This is a genomic window from Pseudomonas sp. B21-059, assembly GCF_026016285.1.
In the GTDB taxonomy this organism is placed as follows: Bacteria; Pseudomonadota; Gammaproteobacteria; order Pseudomonadales; family Pseudomonadaceae; genus Aquipseudomonas; species Aquipseudomonas danubii.
In genome coordinates this window covers 5,451,941-5,477,111 of the sequence record NZ_CP087201.1, presented here as the reverse complement: position 1 = coordinate 5,477,111, position 25,171 = coordinate 5,451,941, and the positions used below count along the sequence as shown (strand labels likewise).

Below are 25,171 nucleotides of genomic sequence, written 5' to 3'. Positions count from 1 at the left end.
TCAAAGGGCGGGCAATTATTTGAAGGCTTGATGAAAGCGCCTGATGGCTTCGTCTATGGCTTCATCGCTACCGGCAAAGGACAGTCGGATATAGCCTTCGCCCCCCTCACCAAAGGCCGTGCCTGGGGTGACGGCGACTTTCGCGGTGCTGAGCAGCCAGCGGGTAAACGCCAGGGAGTTTTCAAAGCCCAGGTCGGCGATGGAGGCAAACAGATACAGTGCGCCCTCGGGGGCTACGCACTGGATGCCGGCAATGCTCTGAAGGCCTTCAATCAGCCGGTCGCGGCGCTTTTGATAGGAGGTCACCATGTCGGCTATCCGGTGTTGGCAACCTTTGAGGGCCGCAACGCCGCCGCGTTGAATGAAGGAGCCCGCGCAGCCGACGGTGTGCTGATGGACCTTGAGCAGCTCACTGGAAATGCGCTCGCAACTGACGACGTACCCCAGGCGCCATCCGGTCATCGCGTAGGCTTTGGAAAAGCCGCTGATGGTAACGGTGATGTCCTGGGCGCCTTCGATGCTGGCGATGCTGATATGGCGGGCCTGGCCGTAGATGACCTTTTCGTAGATCTCATCGGAAATGATGTACAGCCCGTGTTTCAACGCCACCTGCACCACCCCGGTGACCTCTTCGCGGGTCAGCACGCGGCCGGTGGGGTTGTTGGGGTTGTTGATCAGAATGGCTTTGGTGCGTGGCGTGATCGCCTGTTCCAGGGCGTCGGCTTCGAGCATGAAGCCGTTTTTGCCGTCCAGCGGCACGGCCTTGACGGTGGCACCGGCCATGGCCGCCATGGCCTTGTAGCTCACCCAGCTGGGGGTTGGGATGATGATTTCATCGCCCTGGTCCAGCAAGGTCATCAATGTGATGAACAGCGCGTGCTTTGCCGATGGCGTGACAATGATGTTCTTGTCGGCGGCCAGATCGAGCCCATGTTCGGTCTTGTATTTATGGGCTACGGCGTCCAGCAGTGCCTTGGTGCCACGGCTGGGTGTGTAATGAGTGTCACCGTCTGACAGTGCTTCAACGGCAGCATCTACGACATGATTGGGCGTCCTGAAGTCAGGTTCACCACCGCCGAGATCGACGATATCTTCCCCCTGCTCACGCAGGCTGCGCACCATATCCAAAATGGCGTAAGTTTCCGAAAGCTCAAGGTTTTCAACCCGTTTGGAGAATGCGTGTAGGCGCATTTAAATCACCCTGACTGGTCATGCTGATAATGAAGTTATTGTTTTAGCGGTGAACTTAGTCGATGACGCAGCCGGCCCGGTTATTGGCCCAGTACGCTTCGTAACTTTCGGCAGTGCGGGAGTCCTTGAAGGCATAGGTCTTCAACAGCCAGCGCGCAGCGGCACTCTCAGGATTGAGGATGTCGATCTTTTCCCGGTTATGCAGGCCATCCTGATTGGCGAACGTCAGCAGGTCGCCGGTGAGAATGCGGTGGCGCTTGCATTGAGAGCGGGTCATTGCACTTTTGAAAGCAATGAAGGCATCCCGCGCTTCGAGCGGTGCTTCTTCAGCCACGCAGGTCATGGTGTCGAGGAAGCGAATGGAGTGAAGGTTACTCAGGATCGGGTGTTTCTCGGAGGTGCTCAGTTGTTTGTTCATGTCCCGTGAGAAGACATCGAAAACCGTATAGAAGTGTGGTTCACGCAAGTAGGCGATGTGCTTGGGTTCCAGGTTGTTCACGATGTCCGCGCCGTCGATGTAGCCGGTGTAGATCAGGTCATCATCGGGGCAGCGCATGCCCAGCAGGGTGATGTAGTCGGCCCGGACTTTATGGGCGGTGCGGTCATTGTGAAACACCAGTTCGCTGTCGCTGAAGCCGGTGAGTTGTCCGCTGTATTTCTTGATCGCGATGACATCGGTAAAGAAGTCACCCTGGTTTCTGGTTTCGTAGGACAGCAGCGGAGTGTCTGTCAGTTGGGCGAACAGTTCGAGAAAGGCTTCGCTGATGAACTTGTTCTTTTTCAGGTGTTTGTCACTGACTGGATCGTCCGGGTCCAACTCGGGGATGACTTGGTCCATGGGGCAGTTGCGGATCACGTGGATCTTCTGCTGATGGCGAGCGCGTTCATCGCTGATGAGTTGGCAGGCCTTTACAAAACGCTGTGGAACCTGGGAGTGCAGCTCTTTTATTGCTTCTGAGAAGTCGCTGTAGTTCTTGTAGGGCGATAGCTGGACTTGTTCAAGAAGACTCAGTAGTTGCGACTTTTCACCGGCTTCAAAAATAAATAGCGGGATCATTGGTTTCCTCCATGGAATAAGATCGGACTAGTTAATCGAATGGTTAGGCAGTTGGCGTATATAAGTCAGTGCGCGACGCGTGCCGTTCTTAAAGTTGTATGGCACGCGTTATAGTTGTGAAACTTTTATGAACAGCAACTTCAAGCCGAGCCAAGTTCCAGCGCGTAGTTTTTTTCAACACGAGGAAACAGCGGTACGGTCAACAGGGCGCAGAAGGCGGCTGCCAACCACACCAGGCTCCAGGAAAAATGAGTCATCAGGGCGGAGGCCGCGATGGGGGTCGCGAACAGCACCACAAACACGCAGGTATTGCCCATGGCCAGGGCGGTACCGGCGCGACTGGCGCCGGCCAGTGTGGCCAGTTCGGTGTAGGCAACACCGTGCCAGGCGGACACGCTGATCCCGGCGACGACCATCACACCGATGATCACGGCGCTGGCCAGCGGGGTTTGGCTGATGCCATAGAAGCTGGCGGCCGATACCGTCCCGCTCAAGGCCAGGAAGGTCAGGGTGCTCAACCAGGCGCAGGCCTTGAGGTAGCTGCGGCGGTTCTTGTTTTTGTCGGTCCAGCGTCCGCTCCAGATCCTGCTGACGATCGCGCCAATCTGGATGACTGCCAGAGTCGCGGAAACCAGGGTGATGTTGATGTTGCCGAAGTCATGAAAGAACACCGCCGCATAAGTGAGAATGGCAAATTGCGGGGCGCAGAGCAGGCCGATGGCCAGGACGATTCGCCAGATCCTCGGGTCTTTCAAGGGGCTGTTGCTGCTCTCCAGGCTCTGTTTTTTTGCCGCGCTGCTGGAGAAGTCCGGCTCATACAGCCATAACCAGGCAAAGAGGGCGGCCACCAGGCAGAACAGCGCCGATGCCGTGAATACTTCGATAAAACCGTAGGTATGAGCCAGATAGGGCAACACCACCGCGCCCAAGGCATAACCCCCGGGTACAGCGGTTTGCCGGATGCTCATGGCCAGCCCGCGCTCGCCTTCCTTGAACCAGGCCATGATGGCCCGGCCGCTGGCGCCGTTGACGCTGCTGCCCAGCAGGCCCACGGTGAACAGCCCCGCCGCCAGCAGGACCACCGTGGGGGCATAAAAGGCCAGCATGGCCAGGATCAGCAAGGCGATGCCGGAGGTCAAAAGCCCGGTCAGCAGAACCGGACGATCCCCCCAGCGATCGGTCAGAAGGCCCCAGGGAATTTCGCTGATGGCGATGCCCAGTCCGAGCACCCCCAGGACCAGCCCCAGCTCAGCGTTGTCCAGCTGATAGGTGGCGCGCATATAGACCGCTGTAGCGGGCAGTCCACCCACCACACTGGAAAAGCTGGCGTTGGCCGCAACGCCGACGCCGAGCACTTTCCAACGGTGACCGTTATCTACAGGCATAAGAATCCCACTAGTTAAATAGTTGTGGGGCAAAAGACTCTCATGGGAGTATCGTCTCGAATATCAAATAATTTTGCGTGTTAGTCCCAAAAAACAGGATTGTCATGAGACCAGTAAATTTCGATTTGGATGTCATGCGCAGTTTCGTCACAGGGGTCGAATTGGGCAGTTTTGCCAAGGCGGCGCAAAAGCTCGCTCGTTCGACATCGGCCATCAGCGCCCAGTTGAAGAAACTCGAAGCCCAGGCGGGTTCGCCCTTGTTCAAGAAGGCCGGTCGCAGGCTGGCACTCACGGACACCGGGGAAGTGCTACTGAATTACTCCCGGCGGCTTTTAAGCCTCAACGATGAAACCATCACCGCGGTGTCTGAGCTCAAGCTCAAAGGCTGGGTGCGTCTGGGGCTTCAGGAAGACCTGGGCAGCTTCCTGCCCACGGTGCTGGGCCGCTTCGCCAGGGCCCATCCCGATGTTCGGGTCGAAGCCCGCATCGCGCGCAATGGCGATCTGCTCAGCCGCATCGAAAACGGCTCCCTGGATCTCGCCGTGGCCTGGGGGGCAGAGCGGACCACCGGGTATCAGGAAGTGGTGGCGGACCTGCCCATGCAGTGGATCGGCTCATCGCACCAGTACCTCGACTGGCGCGCCGAGTCGGGAACACCGTTGCCGATCATCGCGTTCGACGCGCCTTGTCCTTTTCATTCGATGGCCACCGAAGCGCTCAACCGCGAAGGGATTCCCTGGTTGCTGTCGTTCACCAGCTCCAGCCTCAATGGCCTATCCGCGGCGACCGAAGCCGGCTTGGGCTACACCATTCGTACGGCCCTGGGCCTGCAGCCAGGCACCGAGCTGCTGCAGGCCGGCGACCGCGGCTTGCCAGCCTTGCCCTCGATAGCCCTCACGTTGCATCGCCGCGAGGCAACCCCGGACCCGCTGACCGAACGGCTGTCGAACATCGTGATACAGGCCATCCGCAGTGAGATTGTTTACTGACGAGGGACGGCTTGAGCACAAGCCTTGCCAGACCGATTTTGCCTAACAGGTGTTTGCAGCCGGACTATTGTTAAGCACAGAGATTTGATCAGAAGAGAGCACACAATGAACAAGTTCGTTTGGCCGGCACTGATGGCTTTGCTGTTCGTCCAGTCCCCGGCCCATGCCATCAATGAAAAGTATCGCCAGCAGCTTGAGCAATCGGGCTGTACCCAAATGACCGAGCTTCAGGGATGCGATATCCACAAGAGCAAGGCGGAAAACGCCAAGGCCGGATTTGCCGACCCTTACACACCCGCCGCCGCTGCTGACAGCGCCAAGGAACAAACCCCCTACGCCGGACAGTGGACGGCCAAAAGCGATACTGGCGCGACAGTCGCCACCATTCGTATTGATGCCAAAGAGCATGTGTGGGTGAACGGCAAAGAGGTCAAAGCCAAGCGCACGGATGGCGCCCTGCAATTTCGTCAGGGCACGCTGCTGTTCACCATTCAAGGTGATCGACGCCTGAAGAATGAAGATGTGTGGATGGATACCGATGCCGGAACCAAGGGGCCGATTCAGAGCGAGTGAGGGTTCGAACAGGCACAAAAAAACCGGCTCAAGTGGCCGGTTTTTTTGAGTTCAAGATGCATTGAGCGGCATCTTGAGATATGTACTTGGTGCCCCGAGGGAGACTCGACTGCGCCATATAATCTGTGGTCTTCAGAGTATATATTGCTAAAGGGATACAAGCGGGGATACACCGCTTCTACTACTGACGATCCGTTAAATCGTATATACGGCCTCAGGATGATTCTGAGCTACCAGCAGCAGCGAGTCATTCAACTTTTGTCGATCCGATGAAAAATGTGCATCTCGGTGGCAATTTGGGCAAAGGGCAACACAGTTGGCCACGCGATCGCTTATCTCAGCACCCAATATGTGGTGTACATCAAGGAAACCAGAGTAGGAGCGGCTTGCTCCACATCCAGGACGCTCACAACGTCCGTTGCAACGTTCAATTACAGCTTTTCGAACGCTGGGATCTCTAGCTATCCGAGATACCGTGGATTGATAACGTGAAGCTTCGTCGCGACCGAACAGCGATAAATCGAGCCCAGCAACATCACTGAAGGTGTCGTCAATAAACCCTAAGAGATCAGTGGTGAGTGGTCGCTTGGCGATGTCCTCCACTCCATCCCATCGCCATAGAATATCAGAGACTTGATGTCCCTCCTCAGAGCGGTTGTCCATCAGCCACATCGTTGGACTATCACCATTGACCGCATGATTTTTCTTTTGACGTCCTAATTTTCCCGCCGCGATGAGATTAGCGCTGACTCTTTTCTGCTCGTTGATGATGCCAGTCATGGCACTCACAGGTATCAAAGCAGCAAACCTGATATCACTTTTGTAGCGCTGCACCAGCAGCGAATGCGTCACCCCCTGGGGAGCTTCGCGACCAACTAGCTCAGCGATTGTTAAATCCCAATCGCCATCGATTAACCGCGCGCGTAACTGTGCAGCAGAGTATTTTTCCGGTTGATCCTCCCAGCGCCAACACAATCTGACCCGAGCGCAGAACTTCACACCTTCAGGACTGGTGGCGGTGAGCAATTGAGAGTGCCCTTTACGGCGGTCAGTAACCTCGGTGAACCTCCTACCTTCTAGAAATGGTTTGAGCATTCCTCGGGTTTCCCGTTCGGCTTGGATACTTTCAGGGGTACGAAAAGCGCGCTTCTGGGATGACGGTTCCATTCATGAAATACCAGGTAGCAGTTGATGAGTAGGCCGGAGGTGATGCTTTTCCTGCAGATAGAGTAGTGCAGCAACAGGCATATGAGACCTGACGCATCCTACTTTTTTTTCGTGTGCGTAACACTACGTAGCTCTTTTGTGAAGCATATTTAAAGCGTCAGTTAACAAGTTTTTCACTTTGCGTAGTGAGCTGGCCATGTTTCTCGCGGTATCTCGGTCAAAGTCATCTGTCTGCATGTATTCAACTAATTCTTTTAGTTCTTGGTCGACAACTTCATTGAGCTGCATTGCCTTGTGAAGGACTGCTCTCTTTCTCCTTAACTGAATTCTTGATTCTCTATTAAGGTGTAGGAGTTCGAGCATGTATTTCGCGACTGCTCCAGTTGTTAAAAGCTTTCCTGAGGGTTCTACGCTGAAGTGATTGGATAATGGTTCTTGGAACGGGTCAATAAAGCCAATGCTGCCGTCGTGGGATGCATGTACATGGAAGTACATGTTTGTTGGCCAGTTTTTTGATTTCCATACATTGCATTTAGAGCAGGCTAAAACTAAATTGTTTGGATCGTTCTTTAACTCTGCAAAATGCACGTATGGTCTGAAATGATCGATGTGAAAACCTTCATTCCCGTGTTCTGAAAGCAGTGCGTCGCAATAAACACAGCGTTCTTGGCAGTCTTCTTTTATTTCCGTGAAGTAATGGCGATAATCCGCGTAATAATTGCCGTCATTTTTTTTTGAATAAATAGGTCGACGAGTGAGTATGGGGTAGAACATCTATTTTTTACCCAAAAGTAGTTTTTCTATATTGTTTAATGTGTATTCCTGTTCGTCTAGTTTTCTTTTGAGCTCTAGGGTCATGGTCGACTCCTCGATGGCTGCGGGAGCTTCTCGCCAGAATTTTAACTCGTTTAGCTCTTTTGCTTCTTCTGTTGAAATTTCAGATAAAACATATTTTTTTAATAAAACTACAAATCGCTGTTCGCGCTCATTTACAATTTGCTCGTAAGCGTTGATGTGGCGGACCATACGTTTGATGGCGCTTTCAAGCGCTGGACCTCCGTCAGCAAAGTCATCCTTGCTTAATATGTACTCAACACTTTCTAGGTTGTCATCTATTTCATCTGGGTGATTGCTGAGAATATATATAGGGATTTTGCTGTCAAGTTGTCTGTATGCGTCCGCTAATTGGCTCCCGATATAATCAGCAGTTCCTGCGACCTCAAGGTGTTCATCGACGACGATGGAAGCAATACGAGGGCGCATGCTGCAAATGAACTTCAGCATTAAAGGAAGTGTGGGCTCAGGTAGGGTGCAAATGATCTCTAGTTCTGGAGGTAAATTTTTTCTTAGTTCTCGGCCATAGGAGTCTAGAGCGATTTGCTCCTCATCAATATATAGCACAACATTCTTTTCCATGAAGTCAGGCCTTGTTGTTTGTGTTCAATGGTATGTTGATTATAAATTCTGCTCCGCCAAGTCTTCCTTTTGGTATTGCGGAGATATTCCCACCTGTATGGTTGTCAACAAAACTTTTTACAATGGAAAGCCCCATGCCTGTGCCTTCTACTGAGCCCTTTCTATCGAGTCGAGTGCTATACATTGGTTGGAAGATTTGCTCTTCTGATCCAGACTCTAGTCCAAAGCCGCTATCAGCAAAGCTAATAGTTATGTGATCATCTTTTTCGTGAATGTTAACGGATATGAAACGTTCACCTACTGCGGTTTTTTTGAGTGCCCATATAGAGTTCGATATGAGGTTGACAAATATGCTCTCTAGATCTATTTCAAAGGCAATAATTTTTCTTTTAGTCTCGCAAGTAACGCTTGTCTCAATGTTTTGCCTATCTAATGACGCGCTTAAGGCTTTGAATACGCCTGACGCTACGTCACCAATATCAACGGCCCTGCGCTTTCTTTTGTCCGGTTTAATGTTTCCCAAGGCAAAAGATGCAAAGTTCCTTACGAAGCCTGTGCTTGAAATTATCGTTTTTAGGCAGTTTGAGAACTCTTCGTCATAAGGAGGCGTCAGCATGAAAATGCCTTTTTCGAAACTGTCCTTAAGATTTTTTGCGTTAACTAATGAAAGGTTTGTAAATTCTTTTGCTTCATGTCCGAAACAGACCGTAAGAATTCCCAGCGACGCTAGGTTAGCTAAGGTGTCCTTTTCATGCTCTAACTCCTCAGCCTTTTTCTCTAAGTGAATTTCCAGCTCATTTGATCGGGCAGCAGCCTCTGCCAATCTGGATTCCACCTCGGAAATTCTAATCATTAGAGTTTCAGGCTCATTGACGCTGATATCTTTCTGCTCACCAGTATCAACGGTCTCTTGCAGATTCTTAGAGATTGACTCTTTAAGTTCTTCAACTACCTTTGTTGTGTCCGCGATAGCTTTTTTAGCAAGCAGTTTTTTTTCTTCTGTATCAGACCCATCATCTTCTTCTCGGGCTATTTGATGAGCGTACAACTCAAATCGATCAATGATTTTTACGCAAAAAGCACGCATGTCATAAAATGCTTCTGACTCAACGATCCCCTCACGATTTGTTTGATCTTCCAGGAGAGGATTGGTCTTTCTACCGATGAATACTGCGCCAATAATTTGGTGCGGCCCCACTTTCCAGCCACCTTGTTTGACCCCGCCAGGACTGCGTGCGCGACGAATACCAAGATCTAGCCAATCGCCTTTACCGGTGGGCTCGCCATAAGGACGTACTCTGAATCTATCTCGATAGATGCGTATTCCTTGGTTCGCATTCATGAACTCCCGCCAATTACGCTTAGTAAAGTCCACGTTCTTTAGGCCAGGTGCATCCCATGGGATAAAGTACATTTTGAGTTTCAGAGGACCAGAGCTTGGTACCGGCGGCCGATCCTTAATCCAGTTCCTCCACTCTTCTGAATTAATTTTAAACTCTCGGCCGTCAGAATATCTAAAGTTGGCATTAATGATTTCTCCATCAAGCTCGGCATCAACTACCCAGCGTGCATACTCAACCGCAGACGAGCTTGAGACGTTTCCGTTTATATCAGGGAAATCCGATTTAATTGAGATTGAGAAATCGTTAGTTTCGTCGAATGGAGAGATTAAAAGTGATAGCTCTTTTTTTAGGTCTGTTAAAAGACTCAAATTCCAGTCGTCTTTTAATCCTTGTAGTATAACTCGCGTGCCGGAGTTTTTTTCATTGTCCGGAAATTTTCCATGGGTGTCTTGAATTTGGCTGGTATGTTTATAGAGCTTGTGCTTTATCTGTGAAAGAGGCTTTTCTGCATTTTCATATGCCTCCCATTCTATTTGAAGCTCCAGTGCGGTTTGGTCACTTTCTTGCTTGGTCTGCAGAACTAAAGTTCTACAGAGCCTATCTGCTCCAAGTCGGCCAAGCCCTTTTGCACCAGTATAAATTCTGTCCTTTCCCGAGATGTCTTGATGTGTCTTATGACTTGTTCCGATAATTAGCCAATTTTCTTTTACATCCTCGTAAGACATGCCTTCCCCATCATCTTCGATTATTAGGGATGGAAGGCCGTCTTTAGAATTAGTGAATGTAAGTCGTACTTTTTTAGAGTCGGCATCGTAAGAGTTTTTAATGAGTTCAGAAATAGCAACCATAGAGCTCGATATGCTTTGCCGTCCGAGCTGAATAGGTAAGCGAGCCGCGATCTCAAAAGGCAGCTCATCTAACAATTCTTTCATTCAAACCTCCATGGTATTTCTGATATTGCCGATACTGTTAAGTGGCGGCATCGAATTCTATTGTTCAGAAACTCATTGATATGGTTTTCTTTGAGTAATTCTGAAAGCTCGCGGCACCTATCTAAGCTCCCATTCTTTGGTGTTAATACTATTAGATGGTTTTCGACTGCGACTAATCTTTTACCTAGCACTAGAGTCGGTACGGCTCGATGTTTGTCTCTAGGTCCAGATGTTCTTCTAACAGCAACGAAGGGTGGTTGGAAAACTCTACCTAGAAATTTTCGGCTTTCCGGGATCTTACTTATCTCTCCCCACCGTGGAAGTGTTTTTGGGTGAATGTATGCGTACGTTTTACCTTCATGAGGGTCTCTGTACGGCACGACGGCTCCAACTGCAACTTCAAAAAAATCTCGAATTTTAGGGGCGTCGCCGATGCATAATGTTGCCGCTGTCTGCCATTCAACTTTGTTTGAGCCTTTGCGGTCAACTAATCCATTGAGTATGAAAATATCGATATCAGTTTGTTTGTCGAATCTGCCTTCGACGGACACTTTGGATGTTTTGAGTGCGGGCTCGACAGTGTTACGCCATGCTTCAAACCTACTTCCGCTTCTTAACACATCAGGCAGAATGGCCGAAATCGAACAACCATCCTTTAAAGAAAGTGATAGCTCATAATAGTAAATGGCAGCGTTGTTTATCTTTCCATTGGCCCAACTGTATTTTGCTACTGTCTTCGAGTTGTTGTAAGGAGGGTTTAGAGCAAGGTGTGTGGCCTTTGCGATAAGCGCGGTGTTGTTTAAACAGTCGCCGGTGTGAATGTTGGTTAGCAGGTTCAAAAGTTCAGATAAACTTTTATCTGCTTTAGCTCCTCTTACTAAGCTTTCTAGTACTAGTCTCAGCTTGGTGCAGTATACAAACTCTGGAAATAAATCAATTCCGCACAGCTGGTTACCCCACTTCTTTAAAGTTTCGCTTGCTAAAGGCATTACAGAAAGCTTTCTTGAGGCAGCAACCAAAAGACTTCCTGAGCCACATGTTGGGTCTACGACGAGAGCACTATCATTAATTGGTGTGTTAAAAGAGTTTATCGCTTTTTCTGCCAAAGCGTCGCTAGTAAAAAAGACCCCGGACTCGCGTAGGGTCGTAATGTCTATCAGCTCTCTTACTTTGGCTGCTGTGACATTGCTGTGATTGGAAAACTCGGAATTAGCGTCTTTTTTCCATAGGTGGAAGACTTGCTCAAGTTTTGTGTTGTATTCCGCAAAGCCTTCCATTTGTTCCCCATCATGAATCTGCTGTGTTTCTACAATTATTTGGTGTTGAAAATTAAATTATTAAAAACTGTAATGTTTGTAGGGTTTGATATTTTCAGCTATCAGGTCGCTTTCAATTTGAGTAAGCGTTTGAACGTCACTCAGCAATCCTGATGGAGTCACAACCCTTGGCTTAAATATACAGCAGTGCCTGAGTGACGTACGAGCAGGATCTGAGCATTTAGTCGAAGAGTTCGGGTACGACAAGCGTCCAAAACGATCGATAAATCTTCACTGAGTCCCGACTGAACAGTTTTCACTGGTCGATCCTCCTTACCGTCAGGTCTCCGCGTCTTGCAAAAAAGACGTACATCTCTGTAGTTTTTCAGCTAGAGGAAACCTGCGAGTATGGTGACCCGTGCAGGTGGGGCTTTGGGAGGACCCATATTTTCCCTGGTTGGATAGGCATACTCCGACGAGTCAGGGTGTGATCTTGGCTGTATCAGATCAACCTGTCGCTATTTTTTCCGCTGATGGTCCAACCCCTGAAAGGGGCCGGGGGAGCGATCATCTACTGATAGGGTTATGTAGGTGTTCCATGTGTTCCAGAATGGCTGGAGCCCCAGTTTTGCAAGGCTTTCAGAGGTGGAACACAAAAAAGAACAAGCGGAACACCGACTGCACGGAACACGTTTGGTGTTCCGCGAGTGTTGTCCCGGTTGGATGTGAATCACCGCTTAATGCGATGACAGGTACATCAGTCACGCCGCTAGAATTTGCTCTAAAGCGATCCCTGATGCTTTTTCGCTAACTGTACGTTCGGTAATGGACTTAGGGCCAATAGGCGTCTGCAGAGGCATATAGACCATGCAGTGAGCTACCCCACCTCAACGCTTTCTGAGTGACGTGTAGCTGTGTAGCAATATTTGTGAGTTCTTGCGCGGCCTTGTCCAAACGGTTGGCCAGTAGGAAGTCAGTTGCTTTTAGTAGGTCCTTGTGAAGACTCATTAAAAGCTGCTTGGTTTCGGCGATTGCTTCATCAAGCTTTTCGACCTCAATTGTTAGCGCACTCACAACCGCTGCGTCTCCGCGTTTTCCTTGGGCAGCCTGCGTAACATCCTCAGAGGCGAGTTTGAGTGCCTTCTCTGCTCGCTGTTCTGCTGTGTCGTCTCCATCGCTCAACGCGCTTGCATACGCGGCGGCGGCTCGTTCTTCTGCAGGATGGGCTTTTTTCGATTTGGGTTCTTTTGTCGTTAAGACAAAGAGGTGCCTACGAAACCCGGGGCGATTCAGACTCCATCCTTGCGAGCCGGGAAGCAGGAGTACAGAAGAGGAGGGGGGGTAGAGAGGCGAATAGCCAGGCACAAAAAAACCGGCTCAGGTGGCCGGTTTTTTTGAGTTCAAGATGCATTGAGCGGCATCTTGAGATATGTACTTGGTGCCCCGAGGGAGACTCGAACTCCCACTTCTTGCGAAAACGGATTTTGAATCCGCCGCGTCTACCAATTCCGCCATCAGGGCTCAATGGCGGCGAAGTATAGAGAGGCAGTTACCGTTGGTCAATCGGCTTTCGTGGTCAATTTTTAGTTATTCCGCTAAACTTTCCGGCCCTGCTAGACGAACCCCATCATGCGCGTTGCTGACTTTACCTTCGAGCTTCCTGATTCGCTGATCGCCCGCCATCCTTTGGCCGAGCGTCGCGGCAGCCGTCTGTTGACCCTGGATGGGCCAACCGGCGCCTTGGCCCACCGTCAATTCACCGATCTGCTGGAGCATTTGCGTCCGGGCGATCTGATGGTGTTCAACAATACCCGGGTGATTCCGGCCCGTCTGTTCGGCCAGAAGGCCTCCGGAGGCAAGCTGGAGATCCTCATCGAGCGGGTGCTGGACAGCCATCGTGTGCTGGCCCATGTGCGCTCCAGCAAGTCGCCTAAGCCTGGGTCGAAGATCCTGATCGACGGCGGTGGCGAGGCCGAGATGCTGGCGCGCCACGACACGCTGTTCGAGCTGGGTTTTGCCGAGGAGGTGCTGCCGCTGCTGGATCGGGTCGGGCACATGCCGTTGCCTCCTTATATAGACCGCCCGGATGAAGGCGCGGACCGTGAGCGTTATCAGACCGTGTATGCCCAGCGTCTGGGGGCTGTCGCGGCGCCCACGGCGGGGCTGCATTTCGACCAGCCGCTGCTGGAGGCCATTGCCGCCAAGGGCGTGGAGACGGCGTTCGTGACCCTGCATGTCGGTGCCGGCACTTTCCAGCCGGTGCGGGTCGAGCGTATCGAAGATCACCATATGCACCACGAGTGGCTGGAAGTCGGCCAGGACGTGGTGGATGCGGTTGCCGCATGCCGTGCTCGCGGTGGTCGGGTGGTGGCGGTGGGCACCACCAGTGTGCGTTCCCTGGAAAGTGCCGCGCGCGATGGTGTGCTCAAGCCGTTCAGCGGCGACACCGATATCTTTATCTACCCGGGCCGGCCGTTCCATGTGGTCGATGCCCTGGTGACCAACTTCCATCTGCCGGAATCCACGCTGTTGATGCTGGTTTCGGCGTTCGCCGGTTATCCCGAGACCATGGCCGCCTATCGCGCCGCGGTGGAAAATGGGTACCGCTTTTTCAGCTACGGTGATGCGATGTTCATCACCCGTAATCCTGCGCCGACCGCTCCCAAGGATCTGGCCCCCGAGGAAACTGTATGAGTCGCACTTGTCGTATGTCCTTCGAGCTTCTGGCCACTGATGGCAAGGCTCGTCGCGGTCGCCTGACCTTCCCCCGTGGTACGGTGGAAACCCCGGCCTTCATGCCGGTGGGCACCTACGGTACGGTCAAGGGCATGCTGCCGCGGGATATCGTCGCCACCGGCGCCGAGATCATCCTCGGCAACACCTTCCACCTGTGGCTGCGTCCGGGCACCGAGGTGATCAAGGCTCACGGTGATTTGCATGACTTCATGCAGTGGAACGGCCCGATCCTCACCGATTCCGGTGGTTTCCAGGTGTTCAGCCTGGGCGCCATGCGCAAGATCAAGGAAGAGGGCGTGACCTTCGCCTCGCCGGTGGACGGTGCCAAGGTGTTCATGGGCCCGGAAGAGTCGATGCAAGTGCAGCGCGACCTGGGTTCGGACATCGTGATGATCTTCGACGAGTGCACCCCGTACCCGGCCGATGAGGACGTGGCGCGGATTTCCATGGAGCTGTCCCTGCGCTGGGCCCAGCGTTCCAAGAATGCCCACGGTGACAACACGGCGGCGCTGTTTGGCATCGTTCAGGGTGGCATGCACCAGGACCTGCGCATGCGTTCCCTGGAAGGCCTGGACAAGATCGGCTTCGACGGCCTGGCCATCGGTGGCCTGTCGGTGGGCGAGCCCAAGCATGAAATGATCAAGGTCCTGGACTACCTGCCGGGCCAGATGCCTGCCGACAAACCTCGTTACCTTATGGGAGTTGGCAAGCCGGAAGATCTGGTTGAGGGTGTGCGCCGCGGTGTGGACATGTTCGATTGCGTGATGCCAACCCGCAATGCCCGCAATGGGCATCTGTTCATCGATACAGGCGTGCTGAAAATCCGTAACGCGTTCCATCGCCATGATGATTCGCCGCTGGACCCAACTTGTGATTGCTACACCTGCCAGAACTTCTCCCGTGCCTATCTGCATCACTTGGACAAGTGTGGGGAAATGCTCGGGAGTATGCTCAATACCATCCATAATTTGCGCCATTACCAGCGTCTTATGGCTGGTTTGCGCGAGGCTATTCAACAAGGTACATTGGCCGCCTTTGTCGATTCCTTCTATGCCAAACGCGGGTTACCCGTGCCGCCTTTAGAATAAGTTCTAAAGACGTTAAGCCACTAATTTTGCAATTATCGGAGTGTTAAATGAGCTTTTTGATCCCTGCCGCGTATGCGGACGCCGCTGCACCTGCCGCTGCCGGTCCTGCTGGCACTGGTTTCGAGTGGATTTTCCTGGTTGGCTTCCTGGTCATCTTCTATCTGATGATCTGGCGCCCGCAGGCCAAGCGCGCCAAAGAGCAGAAAAACCTGCTGAGCAGCCTGCAGAAAGGCGACGAAGTTGTGACCACTGGCGGTATCGCCGGCAAGATCAACAAGGTGACCGACGACTTCGTGGTTCTGGAAGTGTCGGACTCCGTTGAGCTGAAGTTCCAGAAGGGCGCGATCGCTGCCACGCTGCCAAAAGGCACGCTGAAAGCCATCTAAGTTTCATCTTTTACCAATCGACGGGGCGCGCAAGGCGCCCCGCGTCATAAACGGGCGGCGTGATGCTGAACAAATATCCTCTGTGGAAGTACCTACTGATCCTGGCGGTGCTGGCGATCGGTTTTATTTATTCCGCTCCCAATCTATACCCTGATGATCCGGCCATTCAGGTCAGCGGTGCGAGCACTGCGTTGCAGGTCACTCAGGCGGATCTGGATCGTGCGAGCAAAGCGCTCACCGACGCCGGTATCAAGGTCAAGGCTGCTTCCATTGCTGCCAACGGCAAGGGCGGTCTGCTGCGCTTGACCAACAAGGAAGACCAGCTTCCGGCCAAGGATGTAGTGCGCAAGGCGCTGGGCGATGACTATGTGGTGGCGTTGAACCTGGCGCAAACCACTCCGCAATGGCTGCGCAACCTCGGTGCGCACCCGATGAAACTGGGTCTGGACTTGTCCGGTGGTGTGCACTTCCTGCTGGAAGTGGACATGGACAAAGCCCTCGACGCCCGCCTGAAAGTCTATGAAGGCGACGTCAAGAGCCTGCTGCGCAAAGAGCGCCTGCGCTATCGCAGCCTGCCGCAGCTCAATGGCGCCATCCAGCTGGGCTTCAGCGATGAAGACAGCCGTGAACAGGCTCGTTCGCTGATCCGCAAGAACTTCAACGATTTCGATATCGTACCGGCCGACCTCAATGGCCAACCGGTGCTGCGTCTGGCGATGACCCCGGCCAAGCTGGCGGAAATCCGTGAATACTCCATCAAGCAGAACTTGACCACCGTGCGTAACCGGGTCAACGAGCTGGGTGTGGCCGAGCCTCTGGTTCAGCGTCAGGGTGCCAACCGTATCGTGGTTGAGCTGCCGGGCGTGCAGGACACCGCTGAAGCCAAGCGGATCCTGGGCAAGACCGCCAACCTGGAGTTCCGTCTGGCCGCCGAGCCGGGTGCTTCCAAGGCGACTTCCGAGTCCTTCGAATTCCGTGAGGGCAACCGTCCTCCTGCACTGATCGAGCGTGGCCTGATCATCACCGGTGACCAGGTGACCGATGCCCAGGCCGGTTACGACGAACACGGCCGTCCACAGGTGAACATCAAGCTTGATGGTCACGGTGGCGAGCTGATGAACCGTTCGACTCGCAGCAATGTCGGTCGCAGCATGGCGGTGATCTTCATCGAGCAGAAGCCGACCACCACCTACACCAAACAAGTGGTGAACGGTGTCGAGAAAGACGTGGCGGTGCAGACCTTCAAGGAAGAGAAGAAGATCATCAGCCTGGCGACCATCCAGTCGCCGCTGGGCAGCCAGTTCCGCATCACCGGCCTGAACGGCCAGGGCGAGTCTTCCGAACTGGCGCTGCTGCTGCGTGCCGGTGGTCTGGCGGCGCCGATGTACTTCGCCGAAGAGCGCACAATCGGTCCAAGCCTGGGTGCTGACAACATCACCAAGGGTATCGATGCCTCCCTGTGGGGCATGCTGTTCGTGTCGCTGTTCATCATCGCCATCTACCGTTTCTTCGGTGTCATCGCCACTGTGGCCCTGGCATTGAACATGGTGCTGCTGCTGGCCCTGATGTCCCTGCTGGGGGCGACGCTGACCCTGCCGGGTATCGCCGGTATCGTCTTGACCATGGGTATGGCGGTGGACGCCAACGTACTGATCTTCTCGCGGATACGTGAAGAGCTCGCCGCCGGCATGAGTGTGCAGCGGGCAATCAACGAAGGCTTCGGCCGGGCATTCACCGCGATCCTGGACTCCAACCTGACCACCCTGCTGGTGGGCGGCATTCTGTTCGCCATGGGTACCGGTCCGGTGAAAGGCTTTGCGGTGACCATGTCCCTCGGGATCTTTACCTCGATGTTCACGGCCATCTGGCTGACCCGTGCGATGGTCAACCTGATCTTCGGCGGTCGTGACTTCAAGAAGTTGTGGATTTAAGGGGCTGCCATGTTACGTACTATTAACTTCATGGGCGTGCGCAACGTTGCGTTCGGCGTCACTGTGCTGCTCACCATCCTGGCGTTGTTCAGCTGGTTCCACAAAGGCTTGAACTACGGTCTGGACTTCACCGGCGGTACGCTCATTGAGCTGACCTACGAGCGTCCGGCGGATGTGATGAAGGTGCGTTCGCAACTGAACGATGCCGGTTATCACGAAGCCATCGTGCAGAGCTTCGGTGCGACCACCGATCTGCTGGTGCGGATGCCGGGTGAAGACCCGCAACTGGGCCACCAGGTGGCCGAGGCGCTGCAGAAGGTTGGCGGTGACAACCCGGCGCAGGTCAAGCGCGTCGAGTTTGTCGGTCCGCAAGTGGGTGAAGAGCTGCGGGACCAGGGCGGCCTCGGCATGCTCATGGCCCTGGGCGGCATCCTGATCTACCTGGCCTTCCGCTTTCAGTGGAAGTTCGCGGTGGGCGCGATCGTTTCGCTGATCCACGACGTGATCGTGACGGTGGGCATCCTCTCGTTCTTCCAGATCACCTTTGACCTGACGGTGCTGGCGGCGGTGCTGGCGATCATCGGTTACTCCCTCAACGACACCATCGTGGTGTTCGACCGGGTGCGTGAGAACTTCCGTGTGCTGCGCAAGGCCAGCCTGATCGAGAACATCAACATCTCGACCACTCAGACCCTGCTACGGACCATGGCGACTTCGATCTCCACCTTGCTGGCGATCATCGCGCTGCTGTTCTTTGGTGGCGACAACCTGTGGGGCTTCTCCATCGCCCTGTTTGTCGGTGTTCTGGCGGGTACCTACTCGTCGATCTACATCGCCAACGTGGTGCTGATCTGGCTGAACCTGAACAGCGAGGATCTGATTCCTCCGGCCAATACCGAGAAGGAAGTGGACGACCGTCCATGAGGATCTAGCCCTTTTCCGGCTGTCAGTTAAAAAGGCGCGAGTGTTGAACTCGCGCCTTTTTTATTGCTCCAACGCTGGGAGAAGCGCGGGCCAAGTCCCGTTTGTATGGTCAGGAGGTTCACGTGAACAAGTCGTTGCTGGTTGGTGCGGTATTGGGTGCTGTCGGTGTCACCGCCGGGGGTGCTGTTGCCACCTACAGCCTGGTTAAAAGCGGCCCTGAGTATGCGCAAGTGCTGGCTGTACAGCCGGTCAAACAACAGATCAAGACCCCTCGTGAAGTCTGCAAGGACGTCGCCGTGACTCGCCAGCGCCCGGTCAAGGATGAGCATCAGATCCTGGGTACCGTGGCGGGTGCGGTGGGCGGCGGTCTGCTGGGTAGCATGATTGGTGGTGGTAATGGCAAGAAGATCGCCACTGTGGCGGGTGCGGTTGGCGGTGGCTATGCCGGCAACAAGGTGCAGGAAGGCATGCAGGAACGTGACACCTACACCACCACCCAGACTCGCTGTAATACAGTCAATGACATCAGTGAGAAGGTCGTGGGTTATGACGTGAAGTACGACCTGGGCGGCAAGCAAGGCCAGGTGCGCATGGATCGTGATCCGGGCAACCAGATTCCGGTGGATAAAGAGGGGCGTCTGATTCTGGGTCAGAACCAGAATCAACCCGGCCAATAACCCTCGCTTGTAGGGGTTGGCTTGCCGGCGAATGGGCTTTGAGATCGCCTTCGCCGGCAAGCCGGCTCCTACAGGTCGGGTTTTGCGGACATAAAAAAAGCACCCCTCGGGGTGCTTTTTTGTCGCTGGCGCTTAGCGCTTCAGCGAAGCCGGCAGGTGCGGCTGGATGGCGGTCAGGACCGCTTTGAAGCATTTGGTGTTGCCAGCTACCACGTGGCCTTTTTCCAGGAAGTCGTGACCGCCGGTGAAGTCGCTCACCAGGCCGCCGGCTTCTTGAATCAGCAGGGCGCCAGCTGCCATGTCCCATTCGGACAGGCCCGACTCCCAGAAAGCGTCGAAACGACCGGCGGCCACGTAGGCCAGGTCCAGGCTTGCAGCGCCAGCGCGGCGGATGCCGGCGGTCTGGCCAACCAGGGCGCGGAACATGCCCAGGTAGTTGTCCAGGTTGTCCATCTGGTCGTCACGGAATGGGAAGCCGGTGCCCAGCAGGGCGCCGTCGAGGCTGGTGCGGCCGCTGACGCGCAGGCGGCGACCGTTCAGCTGGGCGCCACGGCCACGGCTGGCGGTGAATTCTTCCTGGCGAACCGGGTCCAGGACCACGGCGTGTTCCAGGCGGCCACGGTATTTGCAGGCGATGCTCACGGCAAAGTGCGGGATGCCGCGCAGGAAGTTGGTGGTGCCGTCCAGTGGGTCGATGATCCACAGGTAGTCTTCGCCTTCGCCGCTGCCTGCGTGCAGGCCGGTTTCTTCGCCGAGGATGGCGTGGGTCGGGTAGGCCTTGCGCAGCGCGTCGATGATCTTCTGCTCAGCAGCGCGATCAACTTCGGATACGTAGTCTTTGGCGTCTTTTTCGTCGACCTTGATGGTATCCAGGCGCTCGATGGAGCGGAAAATCAATTCACTGGCGCTGCGGGCGGCGCGCAGCGCGATATTCAGCATTGGCTGCATGGATAGGTCACCTAAGGTTGTTAAAGAAAGCCGAGCATTCTAGCAGAAAACTTTTGCAGATGAAGGCTGGTGTTCGCTTTGATTGCATTGATCCGCTGTGTGGCGTTCTCCGGTGGCGAGTGTTTGTGCCGGTTGCTGGGCGCCTTTATAGAGCGCTGGAATCTGTCGGGTGGTTATTTTTGAGGCGGGAGTCTTGCCTGTTCGGTAAGATTTGCTCCCCCTTATCGTGTCCGAGAGCGCATCCCTTGCTGCAGAACATTCGTGTCGTCCTGGTCAATACCAGTCATCCGGGCAATATCGGCGGGGCTGCGCGTGCCATGAAGAACATGGGCTTGTCGCGGCTGGTGCTGGTGGAGCCCCGGGTATTTCCGTCTCACGAGGCGGATGCGCGTGCTTCCGGTGCCACCGATATCCTGGCCAATGCCCAGGTAGTCGCCACCCTCGAGGAGGCATTGGCGGGTTGCACGCTGGTGTTTGGCACCAGTGCTCGCGACCGGCGCATTCCCTGGCCCTTGCTTGATCCGCGTGAGTCCGGTCTCAAGGTGGTAGAGGAAGCCGGTCAGGGTGCGCAGATCGCCCTGGTGTTCGGTCGTGAAGATTCCGGCCTGACCAATGATGAGCTGCAGCGATGTCATTTCCACGTGCATATCCCGTCGGACCCGGAGTTCAGCTCGCTGAACCTGGCCACGGCGGTGCAGGTGCTGACTTATGAAGTGCGCATGTCCTGGCTGGCGGCCCAAGGCCGGCCAACCAAGGTAGAGAAGGATGAAGTGGCTTCGCCGCGCAGTGAAGAGCTGGCGACCATGGATGAGTTGGAGCGGTTCTACGAGCATCTGCAGCAGACGCTGGTGGCCATCGACTTCCTCGATCCGGAAAAGCCGCGGCACTTGATGGCACGCCTGCGTCGGTTATACGGTCGCAGCTCGGTCAGCCGGGCGGAAATGAATATATTGCGTGGCATTCTCACGGAAACCCAGAAAGCGGCCCGTGGAGAGCTACAAAAGCGGAAGGATCAGTGATGTTCGAGCGTCTGCGTGAAGATATCCAAAGCGTGTTTCATCGTGACCCGGCGGCGCGCAATGCCTTCGAGGTGTTGACCTGCTACCCAGGCATGCACGCGATCTGGATTCATCGTTTGTCCGGCGCCTTGTGGGGCATGGGTTGGAAATGGCTGGCGCGGCTGGTGTCGAACTTCGGTCGTTGGTTGACCGGGATCGAAATTCATCCGGGAGCCAAAGTCGGCCGTCGCTTCTTTATTGACCATGGCATGGGCATTGTCATTGGCGAGACCGCCGAGATTGGTGATGACGTGACCCTCTATCAAGGGGTGACGCTGGGTGGCACCAGCTGGAACAAGGGCAAGCGCCATCCGACCCTGGAAGACGGTGTGGTGGTGGGGGCGGGCGCCAAGGTGCTGGGTCCCTTCATTGTGGGGGCGGGGGCCAAGGTCGGTTCCAATGCGGTGGTGACCAAGGCGGTGCCGGCCGGAGCGACGGTGGTGGGCATTCCTGGGCGGATCATCATGAAGTCCAGCGACGAGCAGGCGGCCAAGCGCAAGGCCATGGCGGAAAAGCTCGGTTTCGATGCCTACGGTGTCGGCGAGGACATGCCGGATCCGGTGGCTCGGGCTATCGGGCAGTTGCTGGATCACCTGCAGGCAGTCGACGGTCGTCTGGAGGATATGTGTGGCGCGCTGAAGGATCTGGGCAGTGATTACTGTGCCAAGGATCTGCCTCAATTGCGTGAAGAAGACTTCGCTGAAGTCAAAGGCAAGGACGGCAGTCAGGTCGGCTGATGGCGCAAACCGGCCCCCTCTGTGGGGTCGGCTTGCTAGCGAAAGGGCCTAATACCCTTTGAGTGACCCGCAGGTCAGGTGTTGCCATCCTGCTGTGCCATTACGTCGCAGACTTTGCTATGATTCGCGCGCTCTTTTGCGGGTAAACCCGACTAAAGTAGTTGGTCTTATAGTTGACTCGATTACTCGGGTATTGCATACTCGCGTCCATTCCGAAACTCCGTGGTACTTGTCCATGCGACTGACTACTAAAGGCCGATACGCCGTGACCGCCATGCTTGATCTGGCGTTGCACGCGCAACATGGCCCGGTCTCCCTGGCCGATATCTCTGAGCGCCAAGGCATCTCCCTGTCCTACCTCGAACAGCTTTTCGCCAAACTGCGCCGCAGTAACCTGGTGTCCAGCGTCCGTGGTCCTGGTGGCGGCTACCAGCTGTCCCGTGACATGCAGGGGATTCAGGTGGCTCAGGTGATCGATGCGGTGAACGAATCGGTCGATGCAACCAAATGCCAGGGGCTGGGTGATTGCCATGCCGGCGACACCTGCCTGACCCATCACCTGTGGTGCGACTTGAGCCTGCAGATTCACGAATTTCTGAGCGGTATCAGCTTGGCTGATCTTGTTACTCGCCGTGAGGTACAAGAAGTAGCCCAGCGTCAGGACCAGCGCCGTTGTAATGGTAAGGCGCCGCGCCTGGACAAGATTGAAGCGTCCGCCGTCGAATGACAGCCAAAGAGCTAGCGGCACGCCAGCCAGCCTGATTTAGGAGAGAGTCCATGAAATTGCCGATTTACCTTGATTACTCAGCAACCACGCCGGTCGATCCGCGTGTTGCGCAAAAAATGAGTGAATGCCTGCTGGTCGACGGAAACTTCGGTAACCCGGCGTCCCGCTCTCACGTGTTCGGCTGGAAGGCCGAAGAGTCGGTGGAGAATGCCCGTCGCCAAGTGGCCGACCTGGTTAACGCTGATCCGCGTGAAATCGTCTGGACCTCCGGTGCAACCGAGTCCGACAACCTGGCAATCAAGGGTGTCGCGCATTTCTATCACACCAAGGGCAAGCACCTGATTACCTCGAAAATCGAGCACAAGGCTGTCCTGGACACCATGCGCCAACTCGAGCGTGAAGGCTTTGAAGTGACTTACATCGAGCCGGGCGAAGATGGCTTGATCACTCCGGCCATGGTTGAAGCGGCCCTGCGTGACGACACCATCCTGGTTTCGATCATGCATGTGAACAACGAAATCGGCACCATCAACGACATTGCCGCCATCGGCGAGTTGACCCGCTCCAAAGGTATTCTGTTCCACGTCGACGGCGCTCAGTCCACCGGCAAGGTCGAAATCGACCTGCAGGCCCTGAAAGTCGACCTGATGTCCTTCTCTGCCCACAAGACCTACGGCCCTAAAGGCATTGGCGCGCTGTACGTCAGCCGTAAGCCTCGCGTGCGCCTGGAGGCCACCATGCACGGCGGCGGTCACGAGCGCGGCATGCGTTCCGGTACCCTGGCCACTCACCAGATCGTCGGCATGGGCGAAGCCTTCCGCGTCGCCAAGGAAGACATGGTCGCCGAAAATGCTCGCATCAAGGCCCTGAGCGATCGCTTCTACAAGCAGGTTGAGCACCTGGAAGAGCTGTACATCAACGGCAGCATGACGGCTCGTGTACCGCACAACCTGAACCTGAGCTTCAACTACGTTGAAGGCGAGTCGCTGATCATGGCCCTCAAGGATCTGGCAGTGTCTTCCGGTTCGGCCTGTACTTCGGCTTCGCTCGAGCCTTCGTACGTGCTGCGTGCCCTGGGCCGTAACGACGAGTTGGCTCACAGCTCGATCCGCTTCACCTTCGGCCGCTTCACCACCGAAGAAGAAATCGATTACGCGGCGCAGAAAGTCTGCGAAGCCGTTACCAAGCTGCGCGCTCTGTCGCCGCTGTGGGACATGTACAAAGATGGCGTCGATATCTCGAAGATCGAGTGGGCGGCGCACTGAATATAAGTCGCCGCACAGGGTTCTGTAGAGCGTCCCGATAACGGCGATTTGCAGAACCCAAGAGCGACTCTCTGATGAGTGAGGATTAAGAATCATGGCTTACAGCGAAAAGGTCATCGACCACTACGAGAACCCGCGCAACGTCGGCAAGATGAACGCGGAAGATCCGGATGTCGGCACCGGCATGGTCGGCGCTCCAGCCTGCGGCGACGTGATGCGCCTGCAGATCAAGGTCAACGAGCAGGGCATCATTGAAGACGCCAAGTTCAAGACTTATGGCTGCGGTTCCGCCATTGCTTCCAGCTCCCTGGCCACTGAGTGGATGAAGGGCAAGACGCTGGATGAAGCCGAAACCATCAAGAACACCCAGCTGGCTGAAGAGCTGGCTCTGCCTCCAGTGAAGATCCACTGCTCGGTGCTCGCCGAAGACGCCATCAAGGCCGCCGTTCGCGACTACAAGCAGAAGAAAGGCCTGATCTGATCGATCGGCTTTCACAGATTTGGCGACAAGTAAGGAGTCACGATGGCTATCAGCATGACAGAAGCGGCTGCTCAACACGTGCGACGCTCCCTCAATGGGCGCGGCAAGGGTGATGGGATTCGTCTGGGTGTTCGCACCACAGGCTGTTCCGGCCTTGCCTATGTGCTGGAGTTCGTCGACGAGATCGGCGAGGACGATCAGGTGTTCGAAAGTCACGGCGAGAAAGTGATCATCGACCCGAAGAGCCTGACCTATCTGGACGGCACCGAGCTTGATTTCGTCAAGGAAGGGTTGAACGAAGGCTTCAAGTTCAACAACCCCAACGTGCGCGGTGAGTGTGGCTGCGGCGAAAGCTTCAATATCTGAGGCTTCTTGTGGGTACTCCTTGTCATTTCGCTTTATTTGAACTGCAACCGAGCTTCCGTCTGGATCTCGAGCAGTTGGCTGCGCGCTACCGTGAGTTGGCGCGTGGGGTTCATCCCGACCGTTTTGCCGATGCTTCCGAGCGCGAGCAACGTCTGGCCCTGGAGCAGTCGGCGAGCCTCAACGAGGCTTACCAGACCCTCAAGAGTCCGCCAAAGCGTGCTCGTTATCTTCTGGCCTTGAATGGCGGTGAGTTGCCGCTGGAAGTCACGGTGCATGATCCGGAGTTTCTTCTGCAGCAGATGCAGTGGCGCGAAGAACTCGAAGACTTGCAGGACAGCGCCGACCTGGCTGGAGTGGCAGCATTCAAGCGTCGACTCAAGACTGCACAGGATGAACTGAACGAAAGCTTCGCAGCCTGTTGGGATGATGCAGCGCAACGCGAGCAGGCCGAACGCCTGATGCGGCGCATGCAGTTCCTCGACAAGCTCACCTACGAAGTGCGCCAGTTAGAAGAGCGCCTCGACGATTAACCCAGTGC

General features: G+C 54.9%; 25 protein-coding genes and 1 tRNA gene. 15 read left to right on the top strand and 11 right to left on the bottom strand.

From position 1 onward, the window contains the following. Nucleotides 1–15: 15 nt before the first annotated feature. The 3 genes from LOY69_RS24195 to LOY69_RS24185 all read right to left on the bottom strand — a co-directional run bounded on the left by LOY69_RS24195 (nucleotide 16) and on the right by LOY69_RS24185 (nucleotide 3,633). Nucleotides 16–1,191 carry a pyridoxal phosphate-dependent aminotransferase gene (locus LOY69_RS24195; protein ID WP_265073696.1) on the bottom strand — a complete coding sequence of 392 codons (1,176 nt, stop codon included), beginning with the start codon at nucleotides 1,189–1,191 and terminating at the stop codon, nucleotides 16–18. A 55-nt stretch (nucleotides 1,192–1,246) separates the two neighbouring features. Continuing rightward, complete coding sequence (locus LOY69_RS24190) at nucleotides 1,247–2,248, bottom strand: taurine catabolism dioxygenase TauD (protein WP_265073695.1); 1,002 nt, start codon at nucleotides 2,246–2,248, stop codon at nucleotides 1,247–1,249. Nucleotides 2,249–2,388: 140 nt separating this feature from the next. Then, nucleotides 2,389–3,633: an MFS transporter gene (locus LOY69_RS24185; protein ID WP_102880824.1), complete on the bottom strand. Its 1,245-nt coding sequence runs from the start codon at nucleotides 3,631–3,633 to the stop codon at nucleotides 2,389–2,391. Between the two features lie 104 nt (nucleotides 3,634–3,737). Between LOY69_RS24185 and LOY69_RS24180 the strand changes: the two genes are divergently transcribed. Continuing rightward, a complete protein-coding gene (locus LOY69_RS24180) occupies nucleotides 3,738–4,622 on the top strand; it encodes a LysR substrate-binding domain-containing protein (RefSeq protein WP_102860386.1) in 885 nt (294 codons plus the stop codon). A 105-nt stretch (nucleotides 4,623–4,727) separates the two neighbouring features. Then, complete coding sequence (locus LOY69_RS24175) at nucleotides 4,728–5,195, top strand: hypothetical protein (protein WP_102880822.1); 468 nt, start codon at nucleotides 4,728–4,730, stop codon at nucleotides 5,193–5,195. A 195-nt stretch (nucleotides 5,196–5,390) separates the two neighbouring features. Here LOY69_RS24175 and LOY69_RS24170 read toward each other — a convergent pair whose 3' ends face one another. From LOY69_RS24170 to LOY69_RS24140, 7 genes are all read right to left on the bottom strand, one after another. Beyond that, a complete protein-coding gene (locus LOY69_RS24170; RefSeq protein ID WP_265073694.1) occupies nucleotides 5,391–6,290 on the bottom strand; it encodes an HNH endonuclease in 900 nt (299 codons plus the stop codon). A 195-nt stretch (nucleotides 6,291–6,485) separates the two neighbouring features. Beyond that, entirely contained in the window at nucleotides 6,486–7,136 is a 651-nt protein-coding gene (locus tag LOY69_RS24165; protein WP_265073693.1) for an HNH endonuclease, read from the bottom strand. After that, nucleotides 7,137–7,778, bottom strand: coding sequence for a hypothetical protein (locus tag LOY69_RS24160; RefSeq protein WP_265073692.1), 642 nt, complete (start codon nucleotides 7,776–7,778; stop codon nucleotides 7,137–7,139). 4 nt (nucleotides 7,779–7,782) lie between these two features. Beyond that, nucleotides 7,783–10,053 (bottom strand): sensor histidine kinase, encoded by a 2,271-nt coding sequence (locus LOY69_RS24155; RefSeq protein ID WP_265073691.1) that lies wholly within the window; start codon nucleotides 10,051–10,053, stop codon nucleotides 7,783–7,785. Beyond that, nucleotides 10,050–11,330, bottom strand: coding sequence for an N-6 DNA methylase (locus LOY69_RS24150; RefSeq protein ID WP_265073690.1), 1,281 nt, complete (start codon nucleotides 11,328–11,330; stop codon nucleotides 10,050–10,052). The genes LOY69_RS24155 and LOY69_RS24150 overlap by 4 nt, the downstream gene beginning before the upstream one ends. An 810-nt stretch (nucleotides 11,331–12,140) precedes the next feature. After that, nucleotides 12,141–12,491 (bottom strand): hypothetical protein, encoded by a 351-nt coding sequence (locus tag LOY69_RS24145; RefSeq protein WP_265073689.1) that lies wholly within the window; start codon nucleotides 12,489–12,491, stop codon nucleotides 12,141–12,143. A gap of 254 nt (nucleotides 12,492–12,745) precedes the next feature. Next, nucleotides 12,746–12,830 (bottom strand) — tRNA-Leu (locus LOY69_RS24140). Between the two features lie 108 nt (nucleotides 12,831–12,938). On the opposite strand from LOY69_RS24140, the gene queA reads away from it, so the two are divergent. The 6 genes from queA (at nucleotide 12,939) to LOY69_RS24110 (ending at nucleotide 19,051) form a co-directional block, all read left to right on the top strand. Beyond that, nucleotides 12,939–14,003 (top strand): tRNA preQ1(34) S-adenosylmethionine ribosyltransferase-isomerase QueA, encoded by a 1,065-nt coding sequence (gene queA / locus LOY69_RS24135; protein ID WP_102860388.1) that lies wholly within the window; start codon nucleotides 12,939–12,941, stop codon nucleotides 14,001–14,003. A gap of 14 nt (nucleotides 14,004–14,017) precedes the next feature. Next, nucleotides 14,018–15,133 (top strand): tRNA guanosine(34) transglycosylase Tgt, encoded by a 1,116-nt coding sequence (tgt, locus tag LOY69_RS24130; RefSeq protein ID WP_161799191.1) that lies wholly within the window; start codon nucleotides 14,018–14,020, stop codon nucleotides 15,131–15,133. A gap of 47 nt (nucleotides 15,134–15,180) precedes the next feature. Continuing rightward, nucleotides 15,181–15,519, top strand: coding sequence for a preprotein translocase subunit YajC (gene yajC, locus LOY69_RS24125; protein WP_102880809.1), 339 nt, complete (start codon nucleotides 15,181–15,183; stop codon nucleotides 15,517–15,519). A 62-nt stretch (nucleotides 15,520–15,581) separates the two neighbouring features. Continuing rightward, nucleotides 15,582–17,450, top strand: coding sequence for a protein translocase subunit SecD (gene secD, locus LOY69_RS24120; protein WP_102860389.1), 1,869 nt, complete (start codon nucleotides 15,582–15,584; stop codon nucleotides 17,448–17,450). 9 nt (nucleotides 17,451–17,459) lie between these two features. After that, complete coding sequence (gene secF / locus LOY69_RS24115; protein ID WP_102860390.1) at nucleotides 17,460–18,374, top strand: protein translocase subunit SecF; 915 nt, start codon at nucleotides 17,460–17,462, stop codon at nucleotides 18,372–18,374. Nucleotides 18,375–18,496: 122 nt separating this feature from the next. Further along, nucleotides 18,497–19,051: a glycine zipper 2TM domain-containing protein gene (locus LOY69_RS24110; protein ID WP_102880808.1), complete on the top strand. Its 555-nt coding sequence runs from the start codon at nucleotides 18,497–18,499 to the stop codon at nucleotides 19,049–19,051. 132 nt (nucleotides 19,052–19,183) lie between these two features. Here LOY69_RS24110 and suhB read toward each other — a convergent pair whose 3' ends face one another. Next, nucleotides 19,184–19,999, bottom strand: a complete 816-nt coding sequence (gene suhB / locus LOY69_RS24105; protein WP_011063220.1) for an inositol-phosphate phosphatase — start codon at nucleotides 19,997–19,999, stop codon at nucleotides 19,184–19,186. 245 nt (nucleotides 20,000–20,244) lie between these two features. Here suhB and trmJ point away from each other — a divergent pair, with 245 nt between their 5' ends. The 7 genes from trmJ to hscB all read left to right on the top strand — a co-directional run bounded on the left by trmJ (nucleotide 20,245) and on the right by hscB (nucleotide 25,163). Further along, nucleotides 20,245–21,018, top strand: a complete 774-nt coding sequence (gene trmJ / locus LOY69_RS24100) for a tRNA (cytosine(32)/uridine(32)-2'-O)-methyltransferase TrmJ (protein WP_102860392.1) — start codon at nucleotides 20,245–20,247, stop codon at nucleotides 21,016–21,018. Beyond that, nucleotides 21,018–21,794 (top strand): serine O-acetyltransferase, encoded by a 777-nt coding sequence (gene cysE / locus LOY69_RS24095; RefSeq protein ID WP_102880807.1) that lies wholly within the window; start codon nucleotides 21,018–21,020, stop codon nucleotides 21,792–21,794. The genes trmJ and cysE overlap by 1 nt, the downstream gene beginning before the upstream one ends. Before the next feature lie 235 nt (nucleotides 21,795–22,029). Then, nucleotides 22,030–22,521, top strand: coding sequence for a Fe-S cluster assembly transcriptional regulator IscR (gene iscR / locus LOY69_RS24090; RefSeq protein ID WP_011063217.1), 492 nt, complete (start codon nucleotides 22,030–22,032; stop codon nucleotides 22,519–22,521). 50 nt (nucleotides 22,522–22,571) lie between these two features. Beyond that, nucleotides 22,572–23,786, top strand: coding sequence for an IscS subfamily cysteine desulfurase (locus tag LOY69_RS24085; RefSeq protein ID WP_102860394.1), 1,215 nt, complete (start codon nucleotides 22,572–22,574; stop codon nucleotides 23,784–23,786). 94 nt (nucleotides 23,787–23,880) lie between these two features. After that, complete coding sequence (gene iscU / locus LOY69_RS24080) at nucleotides 23,881–24,267, top strand: Fe-S cluster assembly scaffold IscU (RefSeq protein ID WP_007929523.1); 387 nt, start codon at nucleotides 23,881–23,883, stop codon at nucleotides 24,265–24,267. A gap of 42 nt (nucleotides 24,268–24,309) precedes the next feature. Then, on the top strand, nucleotides 24,310–24,633 hold the full coding sequence (iscA, locus tag LOY69_RS24075) for an iron-sulfur cluster assembly protein IscA (RefSeq protein WP_007929524.1): 324 nt from the start codon (nucleotides 24,310–24,312) through the stop codon (nucleotides 24,631–24,633). Nucleotides 24,634–24,641: 8 nt separating this feature from the next. Beyond that, entirely contained in the window at nucleotides 24,642–25,163 is a 522-nt protein-coding gene (gene hscB / locus LOY69_RS24070) for a co-chaperone HscB (RefSeq protein WP_011063215.1), read from the top strand. The last annotated feature ends 8 nt before the right edge of the window (nucleotides 25,164–25,171 follow it).